Origin of the sequence: Pseudomonas antarctica, from assembly GCF_001647715.1 — a bacterium.
Taxonomy (GTDB): domain Bacteria; phylum Pseudomonadota; class Gammaproteobacteria; order Pseudomonadales; family Pseudomonadaceae; genus Aquipseudomonas; species Aquipseudomonas antarctica_A.
Genome location: NZ_CP015600.1, coordinates 4784529 through 4806436 on the forward strand (window position 1 = coordinate 4784529; position 21908 = coordinate 4806436).

The 21908-nt window shown below is 60.6% G+C and carries 19 protein-coding genes; 11 read left to right on the plus strand and 8 right to left on the minus strand.

The window, feature by feature from the left end; genetic code table 11:
• Positions 1 to 3: 3 nt before the first annotated feature.
• Positions 4 to 1326, plus strand: coding sequence for an AAA-associated domain-containing protein (locus A7J50_RS21605; protein ID WP_064453636.1), 1323 nt, complete (start codon positions 4 to 6; stop codon positions 1324 to 1326).
• 131 nt (positions 1327 to 1457) lie between these two features.
• On the opposite strand, the gene prpD is transcribed toward A7J50_RS21605, so the two are convergent.
• The 6 genes from prpD to A7J50_RS21635 all read right to left on the minus strand — a co-directional run bounded on the left by prpD (position 1458) and on the right by A7J50_RS21635 (position 9953).
• Positions 1458 to 2942 (minus strand): 2-methylcitrate dehydratase, encoded by a 1485-nt coding sequence (gene prpD / locus A7J50_RS21610; protein WP_064453637.1) that lies wholly within the window; start codon positions 2940 to 2942, stop codon positions 1458 to 1460.
• A 229-nt stretch (positions 2943 to 3171) separates the two neighbouring features.
• On the minus strand, positions 3172 to 4362 hold the full coding sequence (gene prpF, locus A7J50_RS21615) for a 2-methylaconitate cis-trans isomerase PrpF (protein WP_064453638.1): 1191 nt from the start codon (positions 4360 to 4362) through the stop codon (positions 3172 to 3174).
• Between the two features lie 11 nt (positions 4363 to 4373).
• Positions 4374 to 6968 (minus strand): Fe/S-dependent 2-methylisocitrate dehydratase AcnD, encoded by a 2595-nt coding sequence (gene acnD, locus A7J50_RS21620; RefSeq protein ID WP_064453639.1) that lies wholly within the window; start codon positions 6966 to 6968, stop codon positions 4374 to 4376.
• Positions 6969 to 7170: 202 nt separating this feature from the next.
• On the minus strand, positions 7171 to 8298 hold the full coding sequence (prpC, locus tag A7J50_RS21625) for a bifunctional 2-methylcitrate synthase/citrate synthase (protein ID WP_064453640.1): 1128 nt from the start codon (positions 8296 to 8298) through the stop codon (positions 7171 to 7173).
• 42 nt (positions 8299 to 8340) lie between these two features.
• On the minus strand, positions 8341 to 9234 hold the full coding sequence (gene prpB, locus A7J50_RS21630; protein WP_021491517.1) for a methylisocitrate lyase: 894 nt from the start codon (positions 9232 to 9234) through the stop codon (positions 8341 to 8343).
• Positions 9231 to 9953: a GntR family transcriptional regulator gene (locus A7J50_RS21635; RefSeq protein ID WP_064453641.1), complete on the minus strand. Its 723-nt coding sequence runs from the start codon at positions 9951 to 9953 to the stop codon at positions 9231 to 9233. The genes prpB and A7J50_RS21635 overlap by 4 nt, the downstream gene beginning before the upstream one ends.
• A 272-nt stretch (positions 9954 to 10225) precedes the next feature.
• Here A7J50_RS21635 and A7J50_RS21640 point away from each other — a divergent pair, with 272 nt between their 5' ends.
• From A7J50_RS21640 to A7J50_RS21665, 6 genes are all read left to right on the plus strand, one after another.
• Positions 10226 to 10771: an ATP-dependent zinc protease gene (locus A7J50_RS21640; protein WP_064453642.1), complete on the plus strand. Its 546-nt coding sequence runs from the start codon at positions 10226 to 10228 to the stop codon at positions 10769 to 10771.
• Between the two features lie 5 nt (positions 10772 to 10776).
• Complete coding sequence (locus A7J50_RS21645; protein WP_064453643.1) at positions 10777 to 12309, plus strand: inactive transglutaminase family protein; 1533 nt, start codon at positions 10777 to 10779, stop codon at positions 12307 to 12309.
• Complete coding sequence (locus A7J50_RS21650) at positions 12309 to 13295, plus strand: alpha-L-glutamate ligase-like protein (RefSeq protein WP_064453644.1); 987 nt, start codon at positions 12309 to 12311, stop codon at positions 13293 to 13295. Before A7J50_RS21645 ends, A7J50_RS21650 begins: the two co-directional genes overlap by 1 nt.
• A gap of 99 nt (positions 13296 to 13394) precedes the next feature.
• Positions 13395 to 14738 carry an aminodeoxychorismate synthase component I gene (pabB, locus tag A7J50_RS21655; protein ID WP_064453645.1) on the plus strand — a complete coding sequence of 448 codons (1344 nt, stop codon included), beginning with the start codon at positions 13395 to 13397 and terminating at the stop codon, positions 14736 to 14738.
• A 227-nt stretch (positions 14739 to 14965) separates the two neighbouring features.
• Complete coding sequence (locus A7J50_RS21660) at positions 14966 to 15268, plus strand: type II toxin-antitoxin system HigB family toxin (RefSeq protein WP_064453646.1); 303 nt, start codon at positions 14966 to 14968, stop codon at positions 15266 to 15268.
• Positions 15268 to 15624, plus strand: a complete 357-nt coding sequence (locus A7J50_RS21665) for a helix-turn-helix domain-containing protein (protein WP_064453647.1) — start codon at positions 15268 to 15270, stop codon at positions 15622 to 15624. Before A7J50_RS21660 ends, A7J50_RS21665 begins: the two co-directional genes overlap by 1 nt.
• Before the next feature lie 116 nt (positions 15625 to 15740).
• On the opposite strand, the gene thrH is transcribed toward A7J50_RS21665, so the two are convergent.
• Positions 15741 to 16358 carry a bifunctional phosphoserine phosphatase/homoserine phosphotransferase ThrH gene (gene thrH / locus A7J50_RS21670; protein ID WP_027603662.1) on the minus strand — a complete coding sequence of 206 codons (618 nt, stop codon included), beginning with the start codon at positions 16356 to 16358 and terminating at the stop codon, positions 15741 to 15743.
• 152 nt (positions 16359 to 16510) lie between these two features.
• Here thrH and A7J50_RS21675 point away from each other — a divergent pair, with 152 nt between their 5' ends.
• The 3 genes from A7J50_RS21675 to A7J50_RS21685 all read left to right on the plus strand — a co-directional run bounded on the left by A7J50_RS21675 (position 16511) and on the right by A7J50_RS21685 (position 19987).
• Complete coding sequence (locus A7J50_RS21675) at positions 16511 to 17245, plus strand: phosphoadenylyl-sulfate reductase (protein ID WP_064453648.1); 735 nt, start codon at positions 16511 to 16513, stop codon at positions 17243 to 17245.
• Between the two features lie 470 nt (positions 17246 to 17715).
• Positions 17716 to 19245: an NCS1 family nucleobase:cation symporter-1 gene (locus tag A7J50_RS21680; protein ID WP_064454995.1), complete on the plus strand. Its 1530-nt coding sequence runs from the start codon at positions 17716 to 17718 to the stop codon at positions 19243 to 19245.
• Between the two features lie 13 nt (positions 19246 to 19258).
• Positions 19259 to 19987: an aspartate/glutamate racemase family protein gene (locus A7J50_RS21685; protein ID WP_064453649.1), complete on the plus strand. Its 729-nt coding sequence runs from the start codon at positions 19259 to 19261 to the stop codon at positions 19985 to 19987.
• A 59-nt stretch (positions 19988 to 20046) separates the two neighbouring features.
• Here the strand turns inward: A7J50_RS21685 and A7J50_RS21690 are convergent, their stop codons facing one another.
• Complete coding sequence (locus A7J50_RS21690; protein ID WP_064453650.1) at positions 20047 to 20970, minus strand: LysR family transcriptional regulator; 924 nt, start codon at positions 20968 to 20970, stop codon at positions 20047 to 20049.
• 106 nt (positions 20971 to 21076) lie between these two features.
• Here A7J50_RS21690 and A7J50_RS21695 point away from each other — a divergent pair, with 106 nt between their 5' ends.
• Positions 21077 to 21823, plus strand: coding sequence for a 3-oxoacyl-ACP reductase family protein (locus A7J50_RS21695; RefSeq protein WP_064453651.1), 747 nt, complete (start codon positions 21077 to 21079; stop codon positions 21821 to 21823).
• Positions 21824 to 21908 lie beyond the last annotated feature (85 nt).

Sequence of the window (21908 nt, forward strand, 5' to 3'; positions counted from 1 at the left end):
GTGATGAATACCAACACTGAACACACTGCTGATACCCCCGAAATCTTCTCGCTGAAAAACGTGAATCGGGTGTTCGGCAAAGGTAAAGACGAACTGCAGGTGCTCAGTGGCGTGAACCTGAGCCTGCACGAAGGTGAAATCGTCGGCATGCTCGGCCGCTCTGGCTCGGGCAAGTCCACACTGCTGCGCATTATCGCCGGGCTTATTCAACCGTCATCGGGCGAAGTCCGCTACAACGGCGCGCCGCTGAACGGCCCGGCCGAAGGCGTGGCCATGGTGTTCCAGACGTTTGCGCTGTTCCCTTGGCTGACCGTGCTGGAAAACGTGGAGGCCGGCCTGCAAGCCTTGCAGGTCGAGCGCAAGGAAACCCGCAAGCGCGCACTGGCGGCCATCGACTTGATCGGCCTGGACGGTTTTGAAAACGCCTACCCGCGTGAGTTGTCCGGCGGTATGCGCCAGCGTGTGGGCTTTGCCCGTGGCCTGGTGGTCAACCCGACCCTGTTGCTGATGGACGAACCCTTCTCCGCCCTGGACGTGCTGACCGCCGAAACCCTGCGCACGGACTTGCTGGACCTGTGGAGCGGCAAACAACTGCCGATCAAGTCGATCCTGATCGTGACCCACAACATCGAAGAAGCCGTGTTGATGTGCGATCGCATCCTGGTGCTGTCATCCAACCCCGGTCGCGTGGTCGCAGAAATCAAAGTACCGTTCCCGCACCCGCGCAACCGGCTGGACCCGACCTTTCGGCAAATGGTCGACGACATCTACGCACTGATGACTGACCGGCGCAGCGCCGACGCCAGCCGAGGCCTGCCGGAGCTGAAAATGGGCAGCCTGTTGCCGGAAGTGTCCACCAACCTGATGGCCGGCTTGATCGAAACCCTGGCCGCCGAGCCTTACAACGGTCATGCCGGCTTGCCGACCGTGGCCGAGCGGCGCTTGCTGGAAGTCGACGACCTGTTCCCGGTAGCGGAGATGCTTGAGCATTTGGGCTTCGCTGAGCTCAAGGGCGCCGACATCACCCTGACCGACGCCGGAAAATTGTTCGCCGACTACGGCACCCAGGAACGCAAAACCCTGTTCGCCGAGCATTTGATCCGGCACGTGCCTTTGGCCGCACGCATTCATCAGGTGCTGCTTGAGCGCAGCGGGCACCGGGCGCCACGGGTGCGCTTCGAGCAGGAGTTGGAAGACTCGATGACCGAAGCATTTGTGGAGAAAACCCTGGAAAGCGTGGTGGCGTGGGGGCGCTATGCGGAGATTTTCTCCTATGACGACCACACCGAGACGTTCAGCCTGGATGATGTGGAAGGCAGTATGTAGCTCCTGAGCAAACGCTAATGTGAATGTGGGAGCGGGCTTGCTCGCGAATGCGGTGAGTCAGTGACAGATGAATTGCCTGACACTGCGCTTTCGCGAGCAAGCCCGCTCCCACATTAGTTTCGTGGTGTTGTTTAGATTACAAAATAATCAACGAAGCGGTTCACAGGCGTGGCCTCAAGCCGTGCCTGATCCTTGCACAACGCAAAAATCTGCGCACTGCGCTGCGCGGTAAACCGCGTGGCCAAATTGGCCTTGAACTTGTCTTCCAGCAACGGAATGCCATCCACCCGACGCCGACGATGGCCAATCGGGTATTCCACCGCCACCTGCTCGGTGCTGGAGCCGTCCTGGAAAAACACCTGCACCGCGTTGGCGATGGAGCGTTTGTCCGCCTCCAGGTATTCGCGGCTGTAGCGCGGGTCTTCGACAATGACCATCTTCTGGCGCAGCTCATCGATGATCGGATGAGCCGCATGAAACTCGTCCTCATACTGCTCGGCCACCAGGTTGCCAAAGGCCAAGGGCACAGCGGTCATGTATTGCAGGCAGTGGTCGCGGTCGGCGGCGTTGGCCAGTGGGCCGACCTTGGAGATGATGCGAATCGCCGACTCGTGGGTGGTGATCACGATGCGTTCGATTTCATGCAGGCGATGCTTGACCAACGGGTGCAACGTCACCGCCGCCTCACAGGCCGTTTGCGCATGAAACTCGGCGGGGAAGCTGATCTTGAACAACACATTTTCCATCACATACGTGCCATAGGGTTGTGACAGGCTGAAAGCCCGCTTGTCCTCGGGTTTGAGCGCCAGGTCGTTGTTGGTGTGGCTGAACAGCACGTCGTAAAAACCCCACTGCGGCGCGCTTAACACGCCCGGGATGCCCATCTCGCCACGCAGTGCGATGTCCGCCAGGCGCACACCACGGCTCGACGCGTCCCCCGCCGCCCAGGATTTGCGCGAACCGGCATTGGGCGCGTGGCGGTAGGTGCGCAGCGCCTGCCCATCGACAAACGCGTGGGACAAGGCGGCAAGCAGTTGCTCACGGTTGGCGCCCATCAGCTTGGCAGTGACGGCAGTGGAGGCAACTTTTACCAGTAGCACATGATCGAGACCGACACGGTTGAAGGAGTTTTCCAGGGCAATCACACCCTGGATCTCGTGAGCCATGATCATCGCGTCCAGCACCGCGCGCACGGTCAGCGGCGCGTCGCCATTGGCCACGCGCTTTTGCGAAAGGTGGTCGGCCACGGCAAGAATGCCCCCGAGGTTATCCGAAGGGTGGCCCCATTCGGCGGCGAGCCAGGTGTCGTTGTAGTCGAGCCAACGCACGATGCAGCCAATGTCCCAGGCGGCTTTGACCGGGTCCAGCCGAAAGGACGTGCCCGGCACGCGCGCGCCGAACGGCACCACCGTGCCCTCCACGATCGGCCCCAGGTGCTTGGTGCACTCGGGGAAGCGCAAGGCCAAAAGGCCACAACCGAGGGTGTCCATCAGGCAGTTGCGGGCGGTGTCCAAGGCGTCCCGTGAATCGATCCGGTAATTGAGGACGTAATCGGCGATGTCCTGCAGGACCTGGTCGTAGTCGGGACGGTTGTTCTGGTCGACGTTGGCGCTCATGGCAGTTCTCCAAAGTGGGTTAGGGTTGTTTCATCCTCAGGGTCAGGGTTGATCATGTGTGGCAGGTCTGATTGCCTGCTAATGGAGTGCGGATTGCGTTGAACCCCTGTGGGAGCGGGCTTGCTCGCGAAGGCGGCGTGTCAGCTATACATAAGTTGACGGGACCACCGCATTCGCGAGCAAGCCCGCTCCCACATAAGCCCGCCCCACCAGGTGACGGTGTAGGGTTTTAAAAGGCGTCGCCGGGAACGCGTACGAAGCCTTCCATCAGGACTCGCGCGCTGCGGCTCATGATGGCTTTTTTTACCACCCATTCACCGTTCACCTGGCGGGCTTCGGCGCCGACACGCAAGGTGCCGGACGGATGCCCGAAGCGCACGGCGTTACGTTCAACACCACCGGCGGCGAGGTTAACCAACGTCCCGGAAATTGCCGCCGCCGTGCCGATCGCCACCGCTGCCGTGCCCATCATCGCGTGGTGCAACTTACCCATGGACAGCGCACGCACCAGCAAGTCGACATCACAGGCCTTGATCGCCTTGCCACTGGACGCCACGTAGTCCGCAGGCTTGGCCACAAACGCCACCTTCGGCGTGTGCTGGCGCTGGGCGGCCTCGTCGAGGTGTTTGATCAGGCCCATGCGCAGTGCGCCATAGGCCCGCACGGTTTCGAACATCGCCAGGGCTTTGGGGTCGCTGTTGATCGCGCCTTGCAGCTCGGTGCCGGTGTAGCCAAGGTCTTCGGCGTTGATGAAAATCGTCGGGATGCCCGCGTTGATCAGTGTCGCCTTGAAGGTGCCGACACCGGGTACTTCGAGGTCGTCGACCAGGTTGCCGGTGGGGAACATCGAGCCGCCGCCGCCCTCTTCTTCCGCCGCCGGGTCCATGAATTCGAGCTGCACTTCGGCGGCCGGAAAGGTCACGCCATCGAGTTCGAAGTCGCCGGTTTCCTGCACCGCACCGTCGGTGATCGGCACATGGGCGATGATGGTCTTGCCGATATTGGCCTGCCACACCCGCACCACCGCTACACCGTTGTGCGGCACGCGGGCCGGGTCGACCAGCCCGGCGCTGATGGCGAACGAGCCCACCGCCGCCGACAGGTTGCCGCAGTTGCCGCTCCAGTCGACAAAGGGCTTGTCGATGGAGACCTGGCCAAACAGGTAGTCCACGTCGTGCTCGGCGCGTGTACTTTTGGCCAGGATCACGGTTTTGCTGGTGCTGGAGGTGGCACCGCCCATGCCGTCAATCTGCTTGTCGTAGGGATCGGGGCTGCCGATCACCCGCAACAGCAGGGCATCGCGGGCGGCACCCGGCACCTGCGCCGCTTCGGGCAGGTCCTTGAGGCTGAAGAACACGCCCTTGCTGGTGCCGCCACGCATATAGGTGGCGGGGATCTTGATTTGCGCTGTGTGTGCCATGGTTATCCTCTTCAGGCGGTCGCCGCCGATTCCAGGAAGTCCTGGGCAAAACGCTGCAACACGCCACCCGCCTCGTAGATCGACACTTCTTCAGCGGTGTCCAGGCGGCACGTCACCGGCACTTCGACACGTTCGCCATTCTTGCGGTTGATGACCAGGGTCAACTGCGCACGCGGGGTGCGCTGGCCGATTACGTCATAGGTTTCGCTGCCGTCGATGTTCAAGGTGTGACGGTCGGTGCCCGGCAGGAACTCCAGCGGCAACACGCCCATGCCCACCAGATTGGTGCGGTGGATGCGTTCGAAGCCTTCGGCGGCAATCGCTTCCACACCGGCCAGGCGTACGCCCTTGGCCGCCCAGTCGCGGGACGAGCCCTGGCCGTAGTCGGCACCCGCAATAATGATCAGCGGCTGCTTGCGTTCCATGTAGGTTTCGATGGCTTCCCACATCCGCGTGACCTGGCCTTCGGGCTCGATACGCGCCAGGGAACCCTGCTTGACCTTGCCGTTTTCAACCACCATTTCGTTGAACAGTTTCGGGTTGGCGAAGGTCGCGCGCTGCGCGGTCAAGTGGTCGCCGCGGTGGGTGGCGTAAGAGTTGAAGTCGACTTCCGGCAGGCCCATTTTCGCCAGGTATTCGCCGGCGGCGCTGTCGAGCATGATCGCGTTGGACGGCGACAGGTGATCGGTGGTGATGTTGTCCGGCAGCACCGCCAGCGGGCGCATCCCCTTGAGCGGGCGAGCACCGGCCAGCGCGCCTTCCCAGTACGGCGGGCGGCGGATGTAGGTGCTTTGCGGGCGCCAATCGTATAGCGGCGCGACTTTCGGGCCGGTGTCTTCGTGAATCGCGAACATCGGGATGTAGACCGCGCGGAACTGCTCCGGCTTGACCGAAGCCTTGACCACCGCGTCGATTTCTTCATCGCTCGGCCAGATGTCTTTGAGGCGGATTTCCTTGCCGTCGGCATCCAGGCCCAGCACGTCCTTTTCAATGTCGAAACGGATGGTGCCGGCAATCGCATAAGCCACCACCAGCGGCGGCGAAGCGAGGAACGCTTGCTTGGCGTACGGGTGAATGCGCCCGTCAAAGTTGCGGTTACCGGAAAGCACGGCAGTGGCGTAGAGGTCGCGGTCGATGATTTCTTGCTGGATCACCGGGTCGAGCGCACCGGACATGCCGTTGCAGGTGGTGCAAGCGAACGCCACCACACCAAAACCCAACTGCTCCAACTCGTGGGTCAAGCCCGCTTCATCGAGGTACATCGCCACGGTTTTCGAGCCGGGCGCCAGCGAGGATTTGACCCACGGTTTGCGGACCAGCCCGAGCTTGTTGGCATTACGTGCCAACAGGCCGGCGGCGATCACGTTGCGCGGGTTGCTGGTGTTGGTGCAACTGGTAATGGCAGCGATGATCACCGCGCCATCGGGCATTTGCCCCGGCACTTCGTCCCACGGGCCGCAGATGCCTTTGGAGGCCAGATCGCTGGTGGCGACACGGGCGTGCGGGTTACTCGGGCCGGCCATATTGCGTACGACGCTGGACAGGTCGAAGGTCAGGCCGCGCTCGTACTGCGCACCTTTGAGGTCATCCGCCCACAGGCCGGTGTGGCGCGCGTACTGCTCAACCAACGTGACTTGTTCGTCTTCGCGGCCGGTGAGTTTCAGGTAGGCGATGGTTTGCGGGTCGATGTAGAACATGGCGGCGGTGGCGCCATATTCCGGGGCCATGTTGGAGATAGTCGCGCGGTCGCCCAGGGTGAGTGCCGAGGCACCTTCGCCGAAGAATTCCAGCCATGCCCCCACCACTTTCTGCTTACGCAGGAATTCGGTCAGCGCCAGCACCATGTCGGTCGCGGTAATGCCCGGTTGCAGCTTGCCCGTCAGCTCCACGCCGACACTTTCCGGCAGGCGCATCCACGAGGCGCGGCCGAGCATCACACTCTCGGCTTCGAGGCCGCCGACGCCGATGGCGATCACACCCAGGGCATCCACGTGCGGGGTGTGGCTGTCGGTGCCGACGCAGGTGTCGGGGAACGCCACACCGTCACGCACCTGAATCACCGGGGACATTTTCTCCAGGTTGATCTGGTGCATGATGCCGTTGCCCGGCGGGATCACGTCGACGTTCTTGAAGGCCTTTTTGGTCCACTCGATAAAGTGGAAACGGTCTTCGTTGCGACGGTCCTCGATGGCGCGGTTTTTCTCGAACGCGTCCGGGTCAGCACCACCGGCTTCAACGGCCAGGGAGTGGTCGACGATCAGTTGGGTCGGCACCACCGGGTTGACCTGGGCCGGGTCGCCGCCTTGCAGGGCGATGGCATCGCGCAGGCCGGCGAGGTCGACCAGGGCGGTCTGGCCGAGGATATCGTGGCACACCACGCGCGCCGGGAACCACGGGAAGTCGAGGTCACGCTTGCGCTCGATCATCTGGCTCAGGGACGCATTGAGCGTGGCCGGGTCGCAACGGCGCACCAGGTTCTCCGCAAGGACGCGGGAGGTGTACGGCAAGGTGGCATAGGCACCGGGGCTGATTGCATCGACGGCCGCACGGGCGTCGTAGAAATCCAGGCGGCTGCCGGGCAGCGGTTTACGAAATTCAGTGTTCATCGTCAGGACTCGGTCACGGTAGTTACAAAAGAAGAGCCGAGGCAGATCCAGAATTGGAATGAGGTCAAAATGTGGGAGCGGGCTTGCTCGCGAAAGCGGTGGAACAGTCGCCGGATGTGTTGAATGACACACCGTATTCGCGAGCAAGCCCGCTCCCACATTTTTGATTCGGTTACCACGTCAGGATCGCCGGTCACTTCACTCAGCGACGTTCGATTGGCACGAACTTGCGCTGCTCAACGCCGATGTATTCGGCGCTCGGACGGATAATGCGGTTGTTGGCGCGCTGCTCGAACACGTGCGCGGCCCAGCCGGTGAGGCGCGAACACACAAAGATCGGCGTGAACAGCTTGGTCGGTATGCCCATGAAGTGGTACGCCGAGGCATGGTAGAAGTCGGCGTTGGGGAACAACTTCTTCTGCTCCCACATGGTCTTGTCGATGGCTTCCGAGACCGGGAACAACACGTTGTCGCCCACTTCGTCAGCGAGTTTTTTCGACCAGCCCTTGATCACTTCATTGCGCGGGTCGCTGTCTTTGTAGATCGCGTGGCCAAAGCCCATGATCTTGTCTTTGCGCGCCAGCATGCCAAGGGTGCCTTCGACGGCTTCTTCGGCCGAGCCGAAACGCTCGATCATTTCCATCGCCGCTTCGTTGGCGCCGCCATGCAGCGGGCCGCGCAGGGAGCCGATGGCGGCCGTGACGCACGAATACAGGTCGGACAAGGTCGAGGCACACACGCGGGCGGTGAAGGTCGACGCGTTGAATTCGTGCTCGGCGTAGAGGATCAGCGACACGTTCATGACTTTCTCATGCAGCGCGCTCGGCTTCTTGCCGTGCAGCAGGTGCAGGAAGTGGCCGCCGATGCTGGGCTCGTCGGTCACGCAGTCGATGCGCTTGCCGTCGTGACTGAAGCGGTACCAGTAGCACATGATCGCCGGGAAGGCGGCGAGTAGGCGGTCGGTGACATCGCGTTGCACGCTGAAGTCTTTCTCGGGCTCGATATTGCCCAGGAACGAGCAACCGGTGCGCATCACGTCCATCGGGTGGGCGTCGGCGGGGATGCGTTCCAGCACTTCTTTCAAGGCCTGGGGCAGATCGCGCAGCGTGCTCAGTTTTTTGCTGTAGGCGGCCAGTTCGGCTTTGGTCGGCAACTCGCCGTAGAGCAGCAGGTAAGCGACTTCTTCAAATTGCGCGTCGGCGGCGAGTTCACGCACGTCGTAACCGCGATAGGTGAGCCCGGCACCGGCCTGGCCTACGGTGGACAGTGCGGTCTGCCCGGCTACCTGACCACGCAGGCCGGCACCACTCAGTACTTTTGCTTCAGCCATGGTTCTTCTCCAATTTTGTAGTTATTCAGGGAGGCGCGTTCGTTACTTTTTCGCGGCGAACAGCGCGTCGAGCTTCTGCTCGAAGGTGTGGTAGTCGATGCGATCGTAAAGCTCCATGCGGGTTTGCATGGTGTCGATCACGTTCTGTTGGGTGCCGTCGCGACGGATCGCGGTGTAGACGTTCTCGGCGGCCTTGTTCATGGCACGGAAAGCCGAGAGCGGGTACAGCACGATGGAAACATCGGCAGATTTCAACTGTTCGGTGGTGTACAGCGGGGTTGCGCCGAATTCGGTGATATTGGCCAGGATCGGCGCCTTCACCCTTGACGCGAAGAGCTTGTACATCTCCAGTTCAGTGATGGCTTCCGGGAACACCATGTCGGCGCCGGCTTCGATGCAGGCGGCGGCGCGTTCCAGGGCGGACTCCAACCCTTCCACGGCAAGGGCGTCGGTGCGCGCCATGATCACGAAGCTGTCATCGGTGCGCGCATCCACGGCGGCCTTGATGCGGTCGACCATTTCCTGCTGGGACACGATCTCTTTATTCGGGCGATGCCCGCAGCGCTTGGCGCCGACCTGGTCTTCGATGTGGATGGCAGCGGCGCCGAACTTGATCATCGACTTGACCGTGCGCGCCACGTTGAAGGCTGAGGAACCGAAACCGGTGTCCACGTCTACCAGCAGCGGCAGGTCGCACACGTCAGTGATGCGGCGCACGTCGGTCAACACGTCATCCAGGCCGGTGATGCCCAAATCCGGCACGCCGAGGGAGCCGGCAGCGACACCGCCACCCGAGAGGTAGATGGCCTTGAAACCGGCGCGTTTGGCCAGCAGCGCGTGGTTGGCGTTGATTGCGCCCACCACTTGCAAGGGATGTTCGCTGGCGACTGCATCGCGGAAACGCTGGCCTGGAGTAGTTTTATTGTTGGAACTCATGACTCACCTCGCTGAGTGGCTGTCTGGGGCGCGCCGTCCGGGAAGTGACGGGCGATATTGCGTTTGGAGGCGCCGATATGCCGGCGCATCAACAATTCGGCCAGTTCACCGTCACGATCGGCAATCGCGTCAAGAATGCGGTGATGCTCGGCAAAAGCCTGGCGTGGACGATTGGGGGTGGCGGAGAACTGGATGCGGTACATGCGCACCAATTGGTACAGCTCGCCGCAGAGCATTTGGGTCAGCGTGCGATTACCGGCGCCTTGAATTATCCGGTAATGAAAATCGAAGTCGCCTTCCTGCTGGTAGTAACCGAGCCCGGCCTGGAACGCTTCGTCGCGTTCATGGGTGTGCAGCACTTGGCGTAGCTCCTCGATTTCCGCATCGGTCATGCGCTCGGCGGCCAGGCGGCAGGCCATGCCTTCCAGAGATTCGCGGATTTCATAGAGCTCGATCAGCTCGGCATGGCTCAAGGACACCACTCGCGCGCCAACGTGAGGCACGCGCACCAGCAGACGCTGGCCTTCCAGGCGGTGGATCGCTTCACGCAATGGACCACGGCTGATGCCGTAGGTGCGCGCCAGTTCCGGCTCGGAGATCTTGCTGCCGGGGGCGATTTCGCCTTTGACGATGGCGGCCTGGATACGCCGGAAGACGTTCTCTGACATGGTCTGGGAATCGTCTTGCGCTACCACTGGGGTTTCCAGTTGATCCAGCATATTGTCGACACCTTTAAAAGCAATGCCGCAAAAACTAGCCAATCAGACCTTATTAGTCAAAGAATAAATCAACATTGTCGACAATCGTCTAATAACCCCTTCTGCACGCTCTAGGGCATGGCCGCCTGCCAGCGCTGGCGCCAAAAAAGCATCATGTTAGAATGCCCGCCGCTTTTGCCTGACATCACTTGATGAAACGGCGCACTAGAGATTGCGCAGCAATGCCAGTCGCCTTGATGAATTGAACATCGCACTGCACCGCGTCAGGATCTATGAGACTCAAGCCCTTCCTTCTGATTTGCCTACTGTTCCTGCCGGGGCTCATGCCGGGGCTAAGTGCTGCCGCCGAGAAGACCGTGTATGGCCTGAATGAATACGCCAAATTGGCCGGCATTGACCTGGAAGTGGCGGCCAAACTCGACACCGGTGCCAAGACCGCCTCGTTGAGCGCCCGCGATATCAAGCGCTTCAAGCGCAACGGCGAATCCTGGGTGCGCTTCTACCTGGCTATCGACGCCGCCCATTCCCACCCCATCGAACGCCCGTTGGCCCGCGTCAGCAAGATCAAGCGCCGCGCCGGTGACTACGACCCCGATGAGGACAAGAACTACACCGCCCGCCCTGTGATCGCGCTGGAAATCTGCATGGGCAGCGCTTTACGCAGCATCGAAGTGAACTTGACTGACCGCAGCGCCTTCCAATACCCGCTGCTGATCGGCTCCGAAGCGTTGAAACGCTTTGATGCGCTGGTCGACCCCAGTCTTAAATACGCAGCGGGCAAACCTGCCTGCGCCGCCGACGCTCATACCGCCGAGTAAACTGAATGCGCTCTCTGACCCTGCACCTGAAAATCCTGATCACCATCCTGGTGGTGTTGGGTATTTCGGTCACCGCCTACCAGATTTTCGTGCTGGGGATTCCTGTCACCGAGGACGCCACCGACGACCTGTGGAACATCGACGCCAAGGTCGAGTTCGTCGCCAACCCCAAGGACCCGGTGAAAATCTCGATGTTCGTGCCGCCCCTGAGCCGCGACTTCGTCAGCCTCAATGAGAGTTTCATCTCCAATAATTATGGCGTCAGCGTCAACCGTACCGACGGCAACCGTAAGGTCACGTGGTCGGCACGCCGAGCCAAAGGCAAGCAGACCCTGTATTACCGACTGGTGCTGACCAAGCGTTACAGCGGTGAAAAGGTCAAGGTCAAGGGCCCGACCTTCCGCGACAGCATCGCAGTGGACGGCCCGGAGAAGATCGCCGCCGAAGCCTTGCTGGCGCCGATACGCCAGCACTCGGCGGACGTCGAGACCTTTATCGGCGAGGCCATCAAGCGCACCAACAACCTCAACGACGACAATGTGAAGTTGCTGCTGGCCGGCGATCCGTCGACGCCGCACAAGGCCAAGATCGTCGAACTGCTGTTGTCCATCGCCCACGTGCCGATCGAAAAGGTCCACACCATCCGCCTGGTGGCCGACCAACCGCAAACCCCCGAGCTGTGGCTGCGCAGTTTCAACGGCAATGACTGGCTGTACTTCAACCCGGAAACCGGCGAGCAAGGCCTGCCGTCCGACCGCCTGTTGTGGTGGACGGGCGATGAAAACCTGATCACGGTCGATGGCGGCAAGAAAGCCATGGTCACCTTCAGCCTGAACAACAGCGAAATGAACGCCATTCGCCTGGCCAAGCTGACCGACGAAAACACTGACGCCAACTTCCTCGAATATTCGCTGTACGGCCTGCCGCTGCAAACCCAGCAGACCTTCATGATCATGGTGATGATCCCGATTGGCGTGCTGGTGATTCTGATCCTGCGCAACCTGATCGGCCTGCAGACCCTGGGCACCTTTACCCCGGTGCTGATCGCCCTGGCGTTTCGCGAGACGCAGCTGGGCTTCGGCATTGTCCTGTTTACGATTATCACGGCGCTGGGCCTGTCCCTGCGCTCGTACCTGGAACACTTGAAGTTGCAGATGCTGCCGAGGCTATCGGTGGTGCTGACCTTCGTGGTGGTGCTGATTGCGGCCATCAGCCTGTTCAGCCACAAACTCGGCCTGGAACGCGGGCTGTCGGTGGCGCTGTTCCCGATGGTGATCCTGACCATGACCATCGAACGCCTGTCGATCACCTGGGAGGAGCGCGGCGCCAACCATGCGCTGAAAGTGGCGATCGGTACGCTGTTCGCTGCCTCCCTGGCGCACATCATCATGAGCGTGCCGGAGCTGATCTACTTTGTGTTTACCTTCCCGGCGATCCTGTTGATCCTGGTGGGCTTCATGCTGGCCATGGGTCGTTATCGCGGCTACCGCCTGACCGAGCTGGTGCGCTTCAAGGCCTTCCTCAAGGCTGACTCGTAATGTTCGGCTTCTGGAAGACCTGGAAGGCCCTCGAAGCGCGGGGGATCATGGGCATCAACCGGCGTAATGCCGACTACGTGCTCAAGTACAACAAGCGCAGCCTGTACCCGATTGTGGATGACAAGATCATCACCAAGGAGCGGGCGATTGCCGCCGGCATCCATGTGCCGGAAATGTACGGGGTCATTTCCACCGAGAAGGAAATCGACAAGCTCGACGAGATCATCGGCGGGCGCAGTGACTTTGTGATCAAACCGGCCCAGGGCGCCGGCGGCGATGGCATCCTGGTGGTGGCCGACCGTTTTGAAGGGCGCTATCGCACCGTGTCCGGCAAGATCATCAGCCATGAAGAAATCGAGCACCAGATTTCCAGCATCCTCACCGGTTTGTATTCCCTGGGCGGCCACCGCGACCGTGCGCTGATCGAATACCGCGTGGTGCCCGACCAGATCTTCAAGAGCATCAGCTACGAAGGCGTGCCGGATATCCGCATCATCGTGTTGATGGGCTACCCGGTGATGGCCATGCTGCGCCTGCCGACCCGGCAGTCCGGCGGCAAGGCCAACCTGCACCAGGGTGCGATTGGCGTGGGTGTGGACCTGGCCACCGGCCTGACCCTGCGCGGCACCTGGCTGAACAACATCATCACCAAACATCCCGACACCACCAACGCAGTGGATGGTGTGCAACTGCCCAACTGGGATGGTTTCATGCAGTTGGCGGCCGGCTGCTATGAACTGTGCGGGCTGGGCTATATCGGCGTGGACATGGTGCTGGACCAGGAAAAAGGCCCGCTGATCCTCGAACTGAATGCACGGCCGGGGCTGAATATCCAAATCGCCAACGACTGCGGCCTGACCCTGCGCACCCACGCCGTGGAAGCGCGCCTGGAAGAGCTGAAAGCCGCCGGCGTGACGGAAACCCCGCAAGAGCGCGTGAAGTTTGTGCAGGAAATGTTTGGGCATATACCCCACGTCGAAGGCTGATCCGGGCTTCAATCTGTCTATAGCCGACATCCCCTCTAGGACCAAATCCTACGGGGGACTACAATCGCCTCCCCACGCCAATCGCTGATCCGCCCCGCAATGTCGACCTGCTCCGTACACTCGCTGCCCTACCGGGCCAACCCCGCCGAATACTTTGCGGCGATTCGCCATGCCCCAGGTGCGGTGCTGCTCGACAGCGGGCGCCCGGCTGCCGAACGCGGGCGCTATGACGTGCTCAGCGCCTGGCCACAAGCAACCTTGACCGTAAGGCCTGACGAAAGCGGCAGTGATTTCCTGCAACGCTTGCGCGATAACCTGACGCAGCTGGGTGAGGCGGCAATGCCGGCAGGTGTGGAACTGCCGTTTGCCGGCGGCTTGATCGGCTATCTGAGCTATGACTTCGGCCGGCACCTCGAACAGATGCCACACCTGGCGACGGATGACCTGCACCTGCCGGATGCACGCTTCGGGCTGTATGCGTGGGCACTGATCAGCGATCACCAGGCACAGACCAGTCAGTTGGTCTTCCACCCGGCGCAGGCCGACAGCGAGCGACAACGGCTGATCGACCTGTTCAGCCAGCCTGCCCCACAAACATCAGCCACCTTCAAGCTCCACGGCCCGATGGCGCCCGACCTCACAGCCGAAGCTTATCGCCAGGCCATCGTGCGCATTCAGGACTATATCCAGGCGGGCGACTGCTATCAGGTCAACTTCGCGCAGCGCTTCCGGGCGCCGTGCATCGGCGACCCATGGGTGGCTTACTGCGCTCTGCGTGAAGCCTGTCCTACACCTTTCTCAGGTTTTCAAAGCCTACCGGATCACGGCGCGGTATTGAGCCTGTCGCCGGAGCGCTTCGTCAGGGTCAGCGAACGCCACGTCGAAACTCGCCCGATCAAGGGCACCCGCCCACGGGGTTTGACCGCCGAAGAGGATGCAGCTCACGCCGCCGAACTGCTGGCCAGCCCCAAGGATCGCGCCGAAAACCTGATGATCGTCGACCTGCTGCGCAACGACCTCGGTCGCACCTGCCGCACGGGCTCGGTGAAAGTGCCCGAGCTGTTCAGCCTGGAAAGCTACCCCAACGTGCACCACCTGGTGAGCAGCGTCACCGGCATCCTGGCCGACGACAAGGACGCCCTCGACCTGATCGCCGGCAGCTTCCCCGGCGGCTCGATCACCGGCGCGCCGAAGATCCGCGCGATGCAGATCATTGACGAGCTGGAGCCGACGCGACGCGGCTTGTACTGCGGCTCGCTGGTGTACCTGGACGTACGCGGCGAGATGGACAGCTCCATCGCGATTCGCAGTTTGTTGGTCAAGGATGGGCAGGTGTGCTGCTGGGGCGGCGGCGGGATCGTGGCGGACTCGCAGTGGGAGGCGGAGTATCAGGAGTCGCTGACCAAGGTGCGGGTGTTGTTACACACGTTGGAAAACCTCTAGCGCCGCGCTTCTTCTGGCGCTCAGACGCAGAGCCCAGTAGCCGAAAAAGCCTGAATCAGAACGGCCGTGGACGGCGTGTGAGTGGGAGGATAGCGTCCAGCCCCTACCGTCCACCCGCCGTTTGTGAAGGATCACATGAAGCGACTGTCTACTCGTCAGAAATTATTTCCGCGATTGCATATCCACTCAAGCATATCTATTATCTCCCGTATTGGGAGATTGCAACGATGCGGATAATCGCTCTTTCTACCTTACGAATATTCTGGGAAAGCCATCCCGCGTATATCGAGGCCAAAACGCCGCTGGTCGAGCTGTATCGCCACATGGAGAAGACTATTTACGCCACGCCGCAGGCACTCAAAGATGAGCTTAGAACGGCGAGCATTCTCAAGGGCGGCAGGGTTGTTTTCAACGTGGGCGGCAACAAGTACCGAGTGATCATGGCGATCGACTATCAACGACAGCTGGGTTTCATCCGTTTCGTAGGGACCCATGCGCAATACGACCAGATCAACGCGGAGACCGTGTGATGAACATCAAACCTATTCATTCCCAGGAAGACCTGACTGCGGCGCTCACACGCGTCGAGCAGCTATGGGGAGCGCAAGTCGGCTCGCCAGAGGGTGACGAGCTGGAAATCCTCGCCGTACTCATTGAGAAGTACGAGGCGGAACATTTTCCAATGCCGGCTTCGGACCCAGTGGAAGCGATTAAATTTCGCATGGAGCAGTTGGGCATGACTGCCCGCGACCTGGAGCCTTTTATCGGTACGAGCGGGCGAGTGTCCGAAGTGCTGAATCACAAGCGAAAGCTGAGCCTGGCGATGATCAAACGCCTGCATGAAGGTTTAAGTATTCCTTATGAGCGGTTGCTGGCCGGGGTTTAGGCGCAGACTGAACCGGCTTCATCGCAGGCAAGCCAGCACCCACATTTGAAGGGTCAAAAATCAAAATGTGGGAGCCGGGCTTGCCCGCGATGAGGCCAACAGCATCAACCAATCAACTACAGGCTCAATGGCCGATTCGACGCCTTGATGAACTCTTTCTTCAAGTCCTCAAACGTATGCACCGCGGGGAACTGCGGGAACTCGCGAATCACATTCTCCGGCGCATGGAACAGAATCCCACGGTCAGCTTCGCCGAGCATGGTGGTATCGTTGTAGGAATCGCCGGCGGCGATCACGCGGTAGTAGAGGGTCTTGAACGCCAGCACCGACTGGCGCTTGGGGTCCTTCTGGCGCAGTTGGTAGCTCACCACCCGGTCGTTCTCATCGGTAATCAACCGATGGCACAGCAAGGTCGGGAAGCCGAGTTGGCGCATCAGCGGTTGGGAGAATTCGTAGAAGGTGTCTGACAAAATCACCACCTGGAAGCGCTCGCGCAGCCAGTTGACGAACTCGATGGCACCGTCCAGCGGCTTGAGGGTGGCGATCACTTCCTGGATATCGGCGAGCTTGAGCCCGTGTTCGTCGAGGATGCGCAGGCGTTGCTTCATCAGCACGTCGTAGTCGGGAATATCCCGGGTGGTGGCCCGCAAGGATTCAATACCGGTTTTTTCAGCGAAGGCGATCCAGATTTCCGGAACCAGCACCCCTTCCAGGTCGAGACAGGCAATTTCCACAACACACCCCTATTTATCTTATTCAAGTTGAGCGAGCAAAAGGACTGCCGAACTCTAGCGACTCAAGCTCGGCCCCGCAACGCGGGGCGGATTTTGATACCATCGCTCCCCTATAGAGCGCTCAGCGCCACTGACCTGTAGGAACCGTCCTGATGAACCAAGCCTTCGACGTCGCTGAACTCGCTGCGACTTACGCAAACAAATCCGCCCAGGACATTCTCAAGCTGGCGTTCAGTCAGTTCGGCGATGACCTGTGGATTTCCTTCAGCGGCGCCGAGGACGTGGTGCTGGTAGACATGGCCTGGAAGCTGAACAAGAACGTCAAGGTATTCAGCCTCGACACCGGCCGTCTGCACCCGGAGACCTACCGGTTTATCGAGCAGGTGCGCGAGTTCTACAAGATCGACATCGAGCTGATCTCGCCGGACCAGCGCGCGCTGGAACCCTTCGTCAAGGAAAAGGGCCTGTTCAGCTTCTACAAGGACGGCCATGGCGAATGCTGCGGCGTGCGCAAGATCGAGCCGCTGCGCCGCAAACTGTCCGGCGTAAGCGCCTGGGCCACCGGCCAACGCCGCGACCAGAGCCCCGGCACCCGCAGCCAGGTGGCGGCACTGGAGGTCGACAGCGCTTTCTCCACCCCGGAACGTACGCTGTACAAGTTCAACCCGCTGGCGCAGATGACCAGCGAGGAAGTCTGGGGTTACATCCGAATGCTCGAGTTGCCTTACAACAGCCTGCATGAACGCGGCTTTATCAGCATCGGCTGCGAGCCGTGCACCCGGCCGGTATTGCCGAACCAGCACGAGCGCGAAGGCCGCTGGTGGTGGGAAGAAGCTACGCAGAAAGAATGTGGCCTGCACGCCGGGAATATCATCAGCAAAGCCTGAGGGCTAGCGCAGTAAAACATGTGGGAGCGGGCTTGCTCGCGAATGCCGTGGATCAGTCGACACATTCAGTGACTGGCCCTTCAAATTCGCGAGCAAGCCCGCGCCCACATTTACTTTGTGGTGGGTATAAATCTTGTACACACTGATGTAACCATCGGTGCCATTTATGTGTGCAATCCAGTCAAAAGCGCACCATAACGTAACATCTCTTCCCGCTTCTTTTCGTTCTCTCCCGCACTGTTTCTAATGCATAAAAAATAAATACCTGTTCAAACGGTCAATTTATATCGCTTTTAATTCAGTCAGTTATTTGGACAACCTATAAAAACGAAATTAATCGCCCGTTTCATAGTTCCAAAACTGGCACGCATGTGGCTTAAGGTGAAATGCGCTTTGTATACAATAAATACAAAACCTACATACACTTTGCCATCTGCGGCTTGCTCGCCGATGCGCTGGAGCCTGCCGGAATGCGTACAAGCCTCTCGAATAACATCGCACTGGATCTGCCCTCCTCCGCCCTGAACCCGGCGGCCGCGAGCCCCGGCCCGTTGGTGCTCAGCCCTCGCCTGCACAACCGGGACCTGGCGCCCACCAAAGTTGAGGGTCGTCGCTGGGGTCGCTACAGCATTTTCGCGCTGTGGACCAATGACGTGCACAACATCGCCAACTATTCGTTTGCCATTGGCTTATATGCGCTGGGCCTTGGCGGTTGGCAGATTCTGTTATCACTGGGGATTGGCGCGGCGCTGGTGTACTTCTTCATGAACTTGTCGGGGTATATGGGGCAGAAGACCGGCGTGCCGTTCCCGGTCATCAGCCGTATCAGTTTCGGTATTCATGGCGCACAAATTCCTGCGCTGATTCGGGCGGTGATTGCGATTGCCTGGTTTGGTATCCAGACCTACTTGGCGTCAGTGGTTTTCCGCGTGCTGTTGTCGGCAATTCATCCAGGGTTTGCCGACTATGATCACAACTCGATCCTCGGCCTGTCGACGCTGGGTTGGGCGTGTTTCGTGGCGATCTGGTTTGTGCAACTGGCGATCCTGGCGTACGGCATGGAAATGGTGCGCCGCTATGAAGCGTTTGCCGGGCCGGTCATTCTGGTGACTGTGGCCTCATTGGCCGGTTGGATGTATTTCCAGGTCGGCGGCAATATCGCCTGGTCGATCCGCGAGCCGCTGAGCGGTGGCGAGATGTGGCGCAACATCTTTGCCGGCGGCGCGTTGTGGCTGACGATCTACGGCACGCTGATTCTCAACTTCTGCGACTTTGCCCGGTCCTCGCCGTGCCGCAAAACCATCCTGGTCGGCAATTTCTGGGGCTTGCCGGTGAATATCCTGGTGTTTGCCGCCATCACCGTGCTGCTCTGCGGTGGGCAGTTCCAGCTCAATGGCCGGGTGATCGAAAGCCCGACCGAAATCATCGCAGCGATCCCCAACACCTTCTTTCTCGTGCTGGGCTGCCTGGCATTCCTGATCGTCACCGTGGCGGTGAACATCATGGCCAACTTCGTCGCACCGGCCTTTGTGTTGAGCAACCTGGCGCCCAAGTACCTGAACTTTCGTCGTGCCGGGCTGATCAGCGCCACCGTGGCGGTGCTGATCCTGCCGTGGAACCTCTACAACAGCCCGCTGGTGATCGTGTATTTCCTGTCCGGACTGGGCGCGCTGCTGGGGCCGCTGTACGGGGTGATCATGGTCGATTACTGGCTGATTCGTAAAAGCCAGGTGGACGTTCTGCAACTGTATAGCGAAGACCCGAATGGCGTTTATTACTACAGCCGAGGCGTCAATTTACGCGCAGTCGCGGCGTTTATTCCTGCGGCGGTGATCGCGATCCTACTGGCGCTGTTGCCAGGTTTTACCAGCGTCGCTCCCTTTTCCTGGCTGTTTGGCGCTGGTATTGCAGGGCTGTTGTATCGGCTGATCGCCAAGCGCCAACCGTTCTACGCCGATGTCAGCGGCGAAAGCATTGCAGTCGATAACGTCAGTCATTAACCAAGGACATTCCATGCGCATCCTCGTGGTCAACGTCAACACCACCGAATCCATCACTGAAACCATCGCCCAGCAGGCACGGGCCGTGGCCTCGCCCGGCACCGAAATCGTCGGCCTCACGCCGTATTTCGGCGCCGAGTCGGTGGAAGGCAATTTCGAAAGCTACCTGGCCGCTATCGCCGTGATGGACCGGGTGATGGCCTACGATCAGCCGTTTGATGCGGTGATCCAGGCCGGCTATGGCGAACATGGCCGTGAAGGCTTGCAGGAGTTGTTGAATGTGCCCGTGGTGGACATCACCGAGGCGGCGGCCAGCACGGCGATGTTCCTGGGCCACGCCTACTCGGTGGTGACCACCCTGGACCGTACCGTGCCGTTGATCGAAGACCGATTGAAACTTGCCGGGCTGTATCAACGCTGCGCCTCGGTACGCGCCAGTGGCATGGCAGTGCTTGAGCTTGAAGAAGACCCACTGGCCGCCATGGAAGCCATCGTGCGCCAGGCGGAACTGGCGATCCGCGACGACAAGGCCGAAGTGATCTGCCTGGGCTGCGGCGGTATGGCCGGGCTGGATGAGCAAATTCGCCAGCGCACCGGCGTGCCGGTGGTGGATGGAGTGACGGCGGCGGTGACCATTGCCGAATCCCTGGTTCGGTTGGGGTTGTCGACATCGAAGATCAGGACCTATGCCACGCCGAGGCCGAAGAAGGTCATTGGTTGGCCGGGTAAGTTGGGCCGGTAGACCGAGTCGCCTGCATCGCGGGCAAGCCCGGCTCCCACATTGGAATTGAGCAACCGTCGTCAAATCGCGCTGAACCGCTGCCCCAAGCCCTTTTCGGAAAACTGCTCAATGATGAAGTCCACAAACGCCCGAGTCTTGCCGGGCAGCAGCTTGTGTTCGGCGTAGTAAATGGAGATGTTGCCGTCGTCGACGTACCAATCGGGCAACACCCGCACCACCGCGCCGCTGTCGAGGAACGGCACGGCCATCGGCATGCTGACCAGCGCAATCCCAAGGCCTTGGGCGCTGGCGCAGCAGGCGGCTTCGGAATCGCTCATGGTCATGCGCGGCTTGAGCACCAGCGGGCGTTGCTCACGCTCCGGGCCCGTGAGCTGCCAGGTGCGCACGCGGCCGGTTTGCGGAGAGCGGATCAGGATGCCCAGGCAACGCGATAAATCTTCGGGCGCCCTTACCGGCAGACGCCGCTCCAGATAAGCCGGCGAGGCCACCAGTATTCGATGCGCAGGTGCCAACTTGCGCGCCACCACACCCTGGGGCAGTTCAAAACCGCCGCCGATAGCCGCATCAAAGCCTTGGCCGATCAGGTCCACCTGGCGATTATCGAAATGCCAGTCCGGGCTGATATCCGGAAAGCGCCGCATGAACTCCACCAGTAACGGCACCACATAACGATTGCCGAACACCGTGCCCATGCTGACCTTGAGCGTGCCCACCGGGCGGCCTTCCGCGCTCGCCAGGTTGGCCACGGCGTTCTGGATGGTGATGAGGCTGCCGCTGACTTCTTCGAGGAACAGCTTGCCGGCTTCGGTCAGGGTCAGGCGCCGGGTGCTGCGTTGAAACAGGCGAACACCGAGGCGTGCTTCCAACTTGGCGACACTCTTGCCGACCGCCGCCGGCGTCAGGCTCAGGTGCCGGGCCGCTTCGGCGAAGCTGCCGCCTTCGGCACTGCGCACAAAGCATTCGATACTTCCAAAGCTTTCCATATCGCACCATTCTAAACTTTTGGTTTACACAGACTATAGCAATCACGGTCTACCGGCATGGGTGGGTGAGGTCGATACTCGGCCCATCAACTACTTGGAGATCGACATGACCACACAAAACCTCACCGGCAAAGTCGCCTTGATCCAGGGCGGTTCCCGCGGCATTGGCGCTGCGATCGTAAAACGCCTGGCCGCACAAGGCGCAGCCGTCGCCTTCACTTACGTCAGTTCGGCCGCCAAGGCCGAAGAACTGCAGAACGTCGTGATCAGCGCAGGCGGCAAAGCCCTGGCCATTCAGGCCGACAGTGCTGACGCCACGGCGATTCGCAATGCGGTCAACGCCACCGTCGAAGCGTTCGGGCGCCTGGATATTCTGGTGAACAACGCCGGTGTATTGGCCATCGCGCCACTGGAGGATTTCAAGCTGGAAGACTTCGACCAGACCCTGGCGATCAATGTGCGCAGCGTGTTTATCGCCACTCAGGAAGCGGCCAAGCACATGGGTGAAGGCGGCCGCGTGATCAACATCGGCAGCACCAATGCCGAACGTATGCCGTTTGGCGGCGGTGGCCCCTACGCGATGAGCAAGGCGGCGCTGGTGGGCCTGACCAAAGGTTTGGCACGGGACCTGGGGCCACGCGGCATCACCATTAACAACGTGCAGCCTGGGCCGGTGGACACCGATATGAACCCCGCGAACGGTGAGTTTGCCGAAACGCTGATCGGGTTGATGGCGGTGGGGCGTTATGGCCACGTGGAGGAGATAGCGAGCTTTGTGGCTTACCTGGCCGGGCCGGAAGCGGGGTATATCACCGGTGCAAGCCTGACCATTGATGGTGGTTTCAGCGCCTAACCCATTGTGGGAGCTGGCCTGCCTGCGACGGCGGTCTTGAGGACGCCATCGCAGGCAAGCCAGCTCCCACATTTTTGACCCTGTT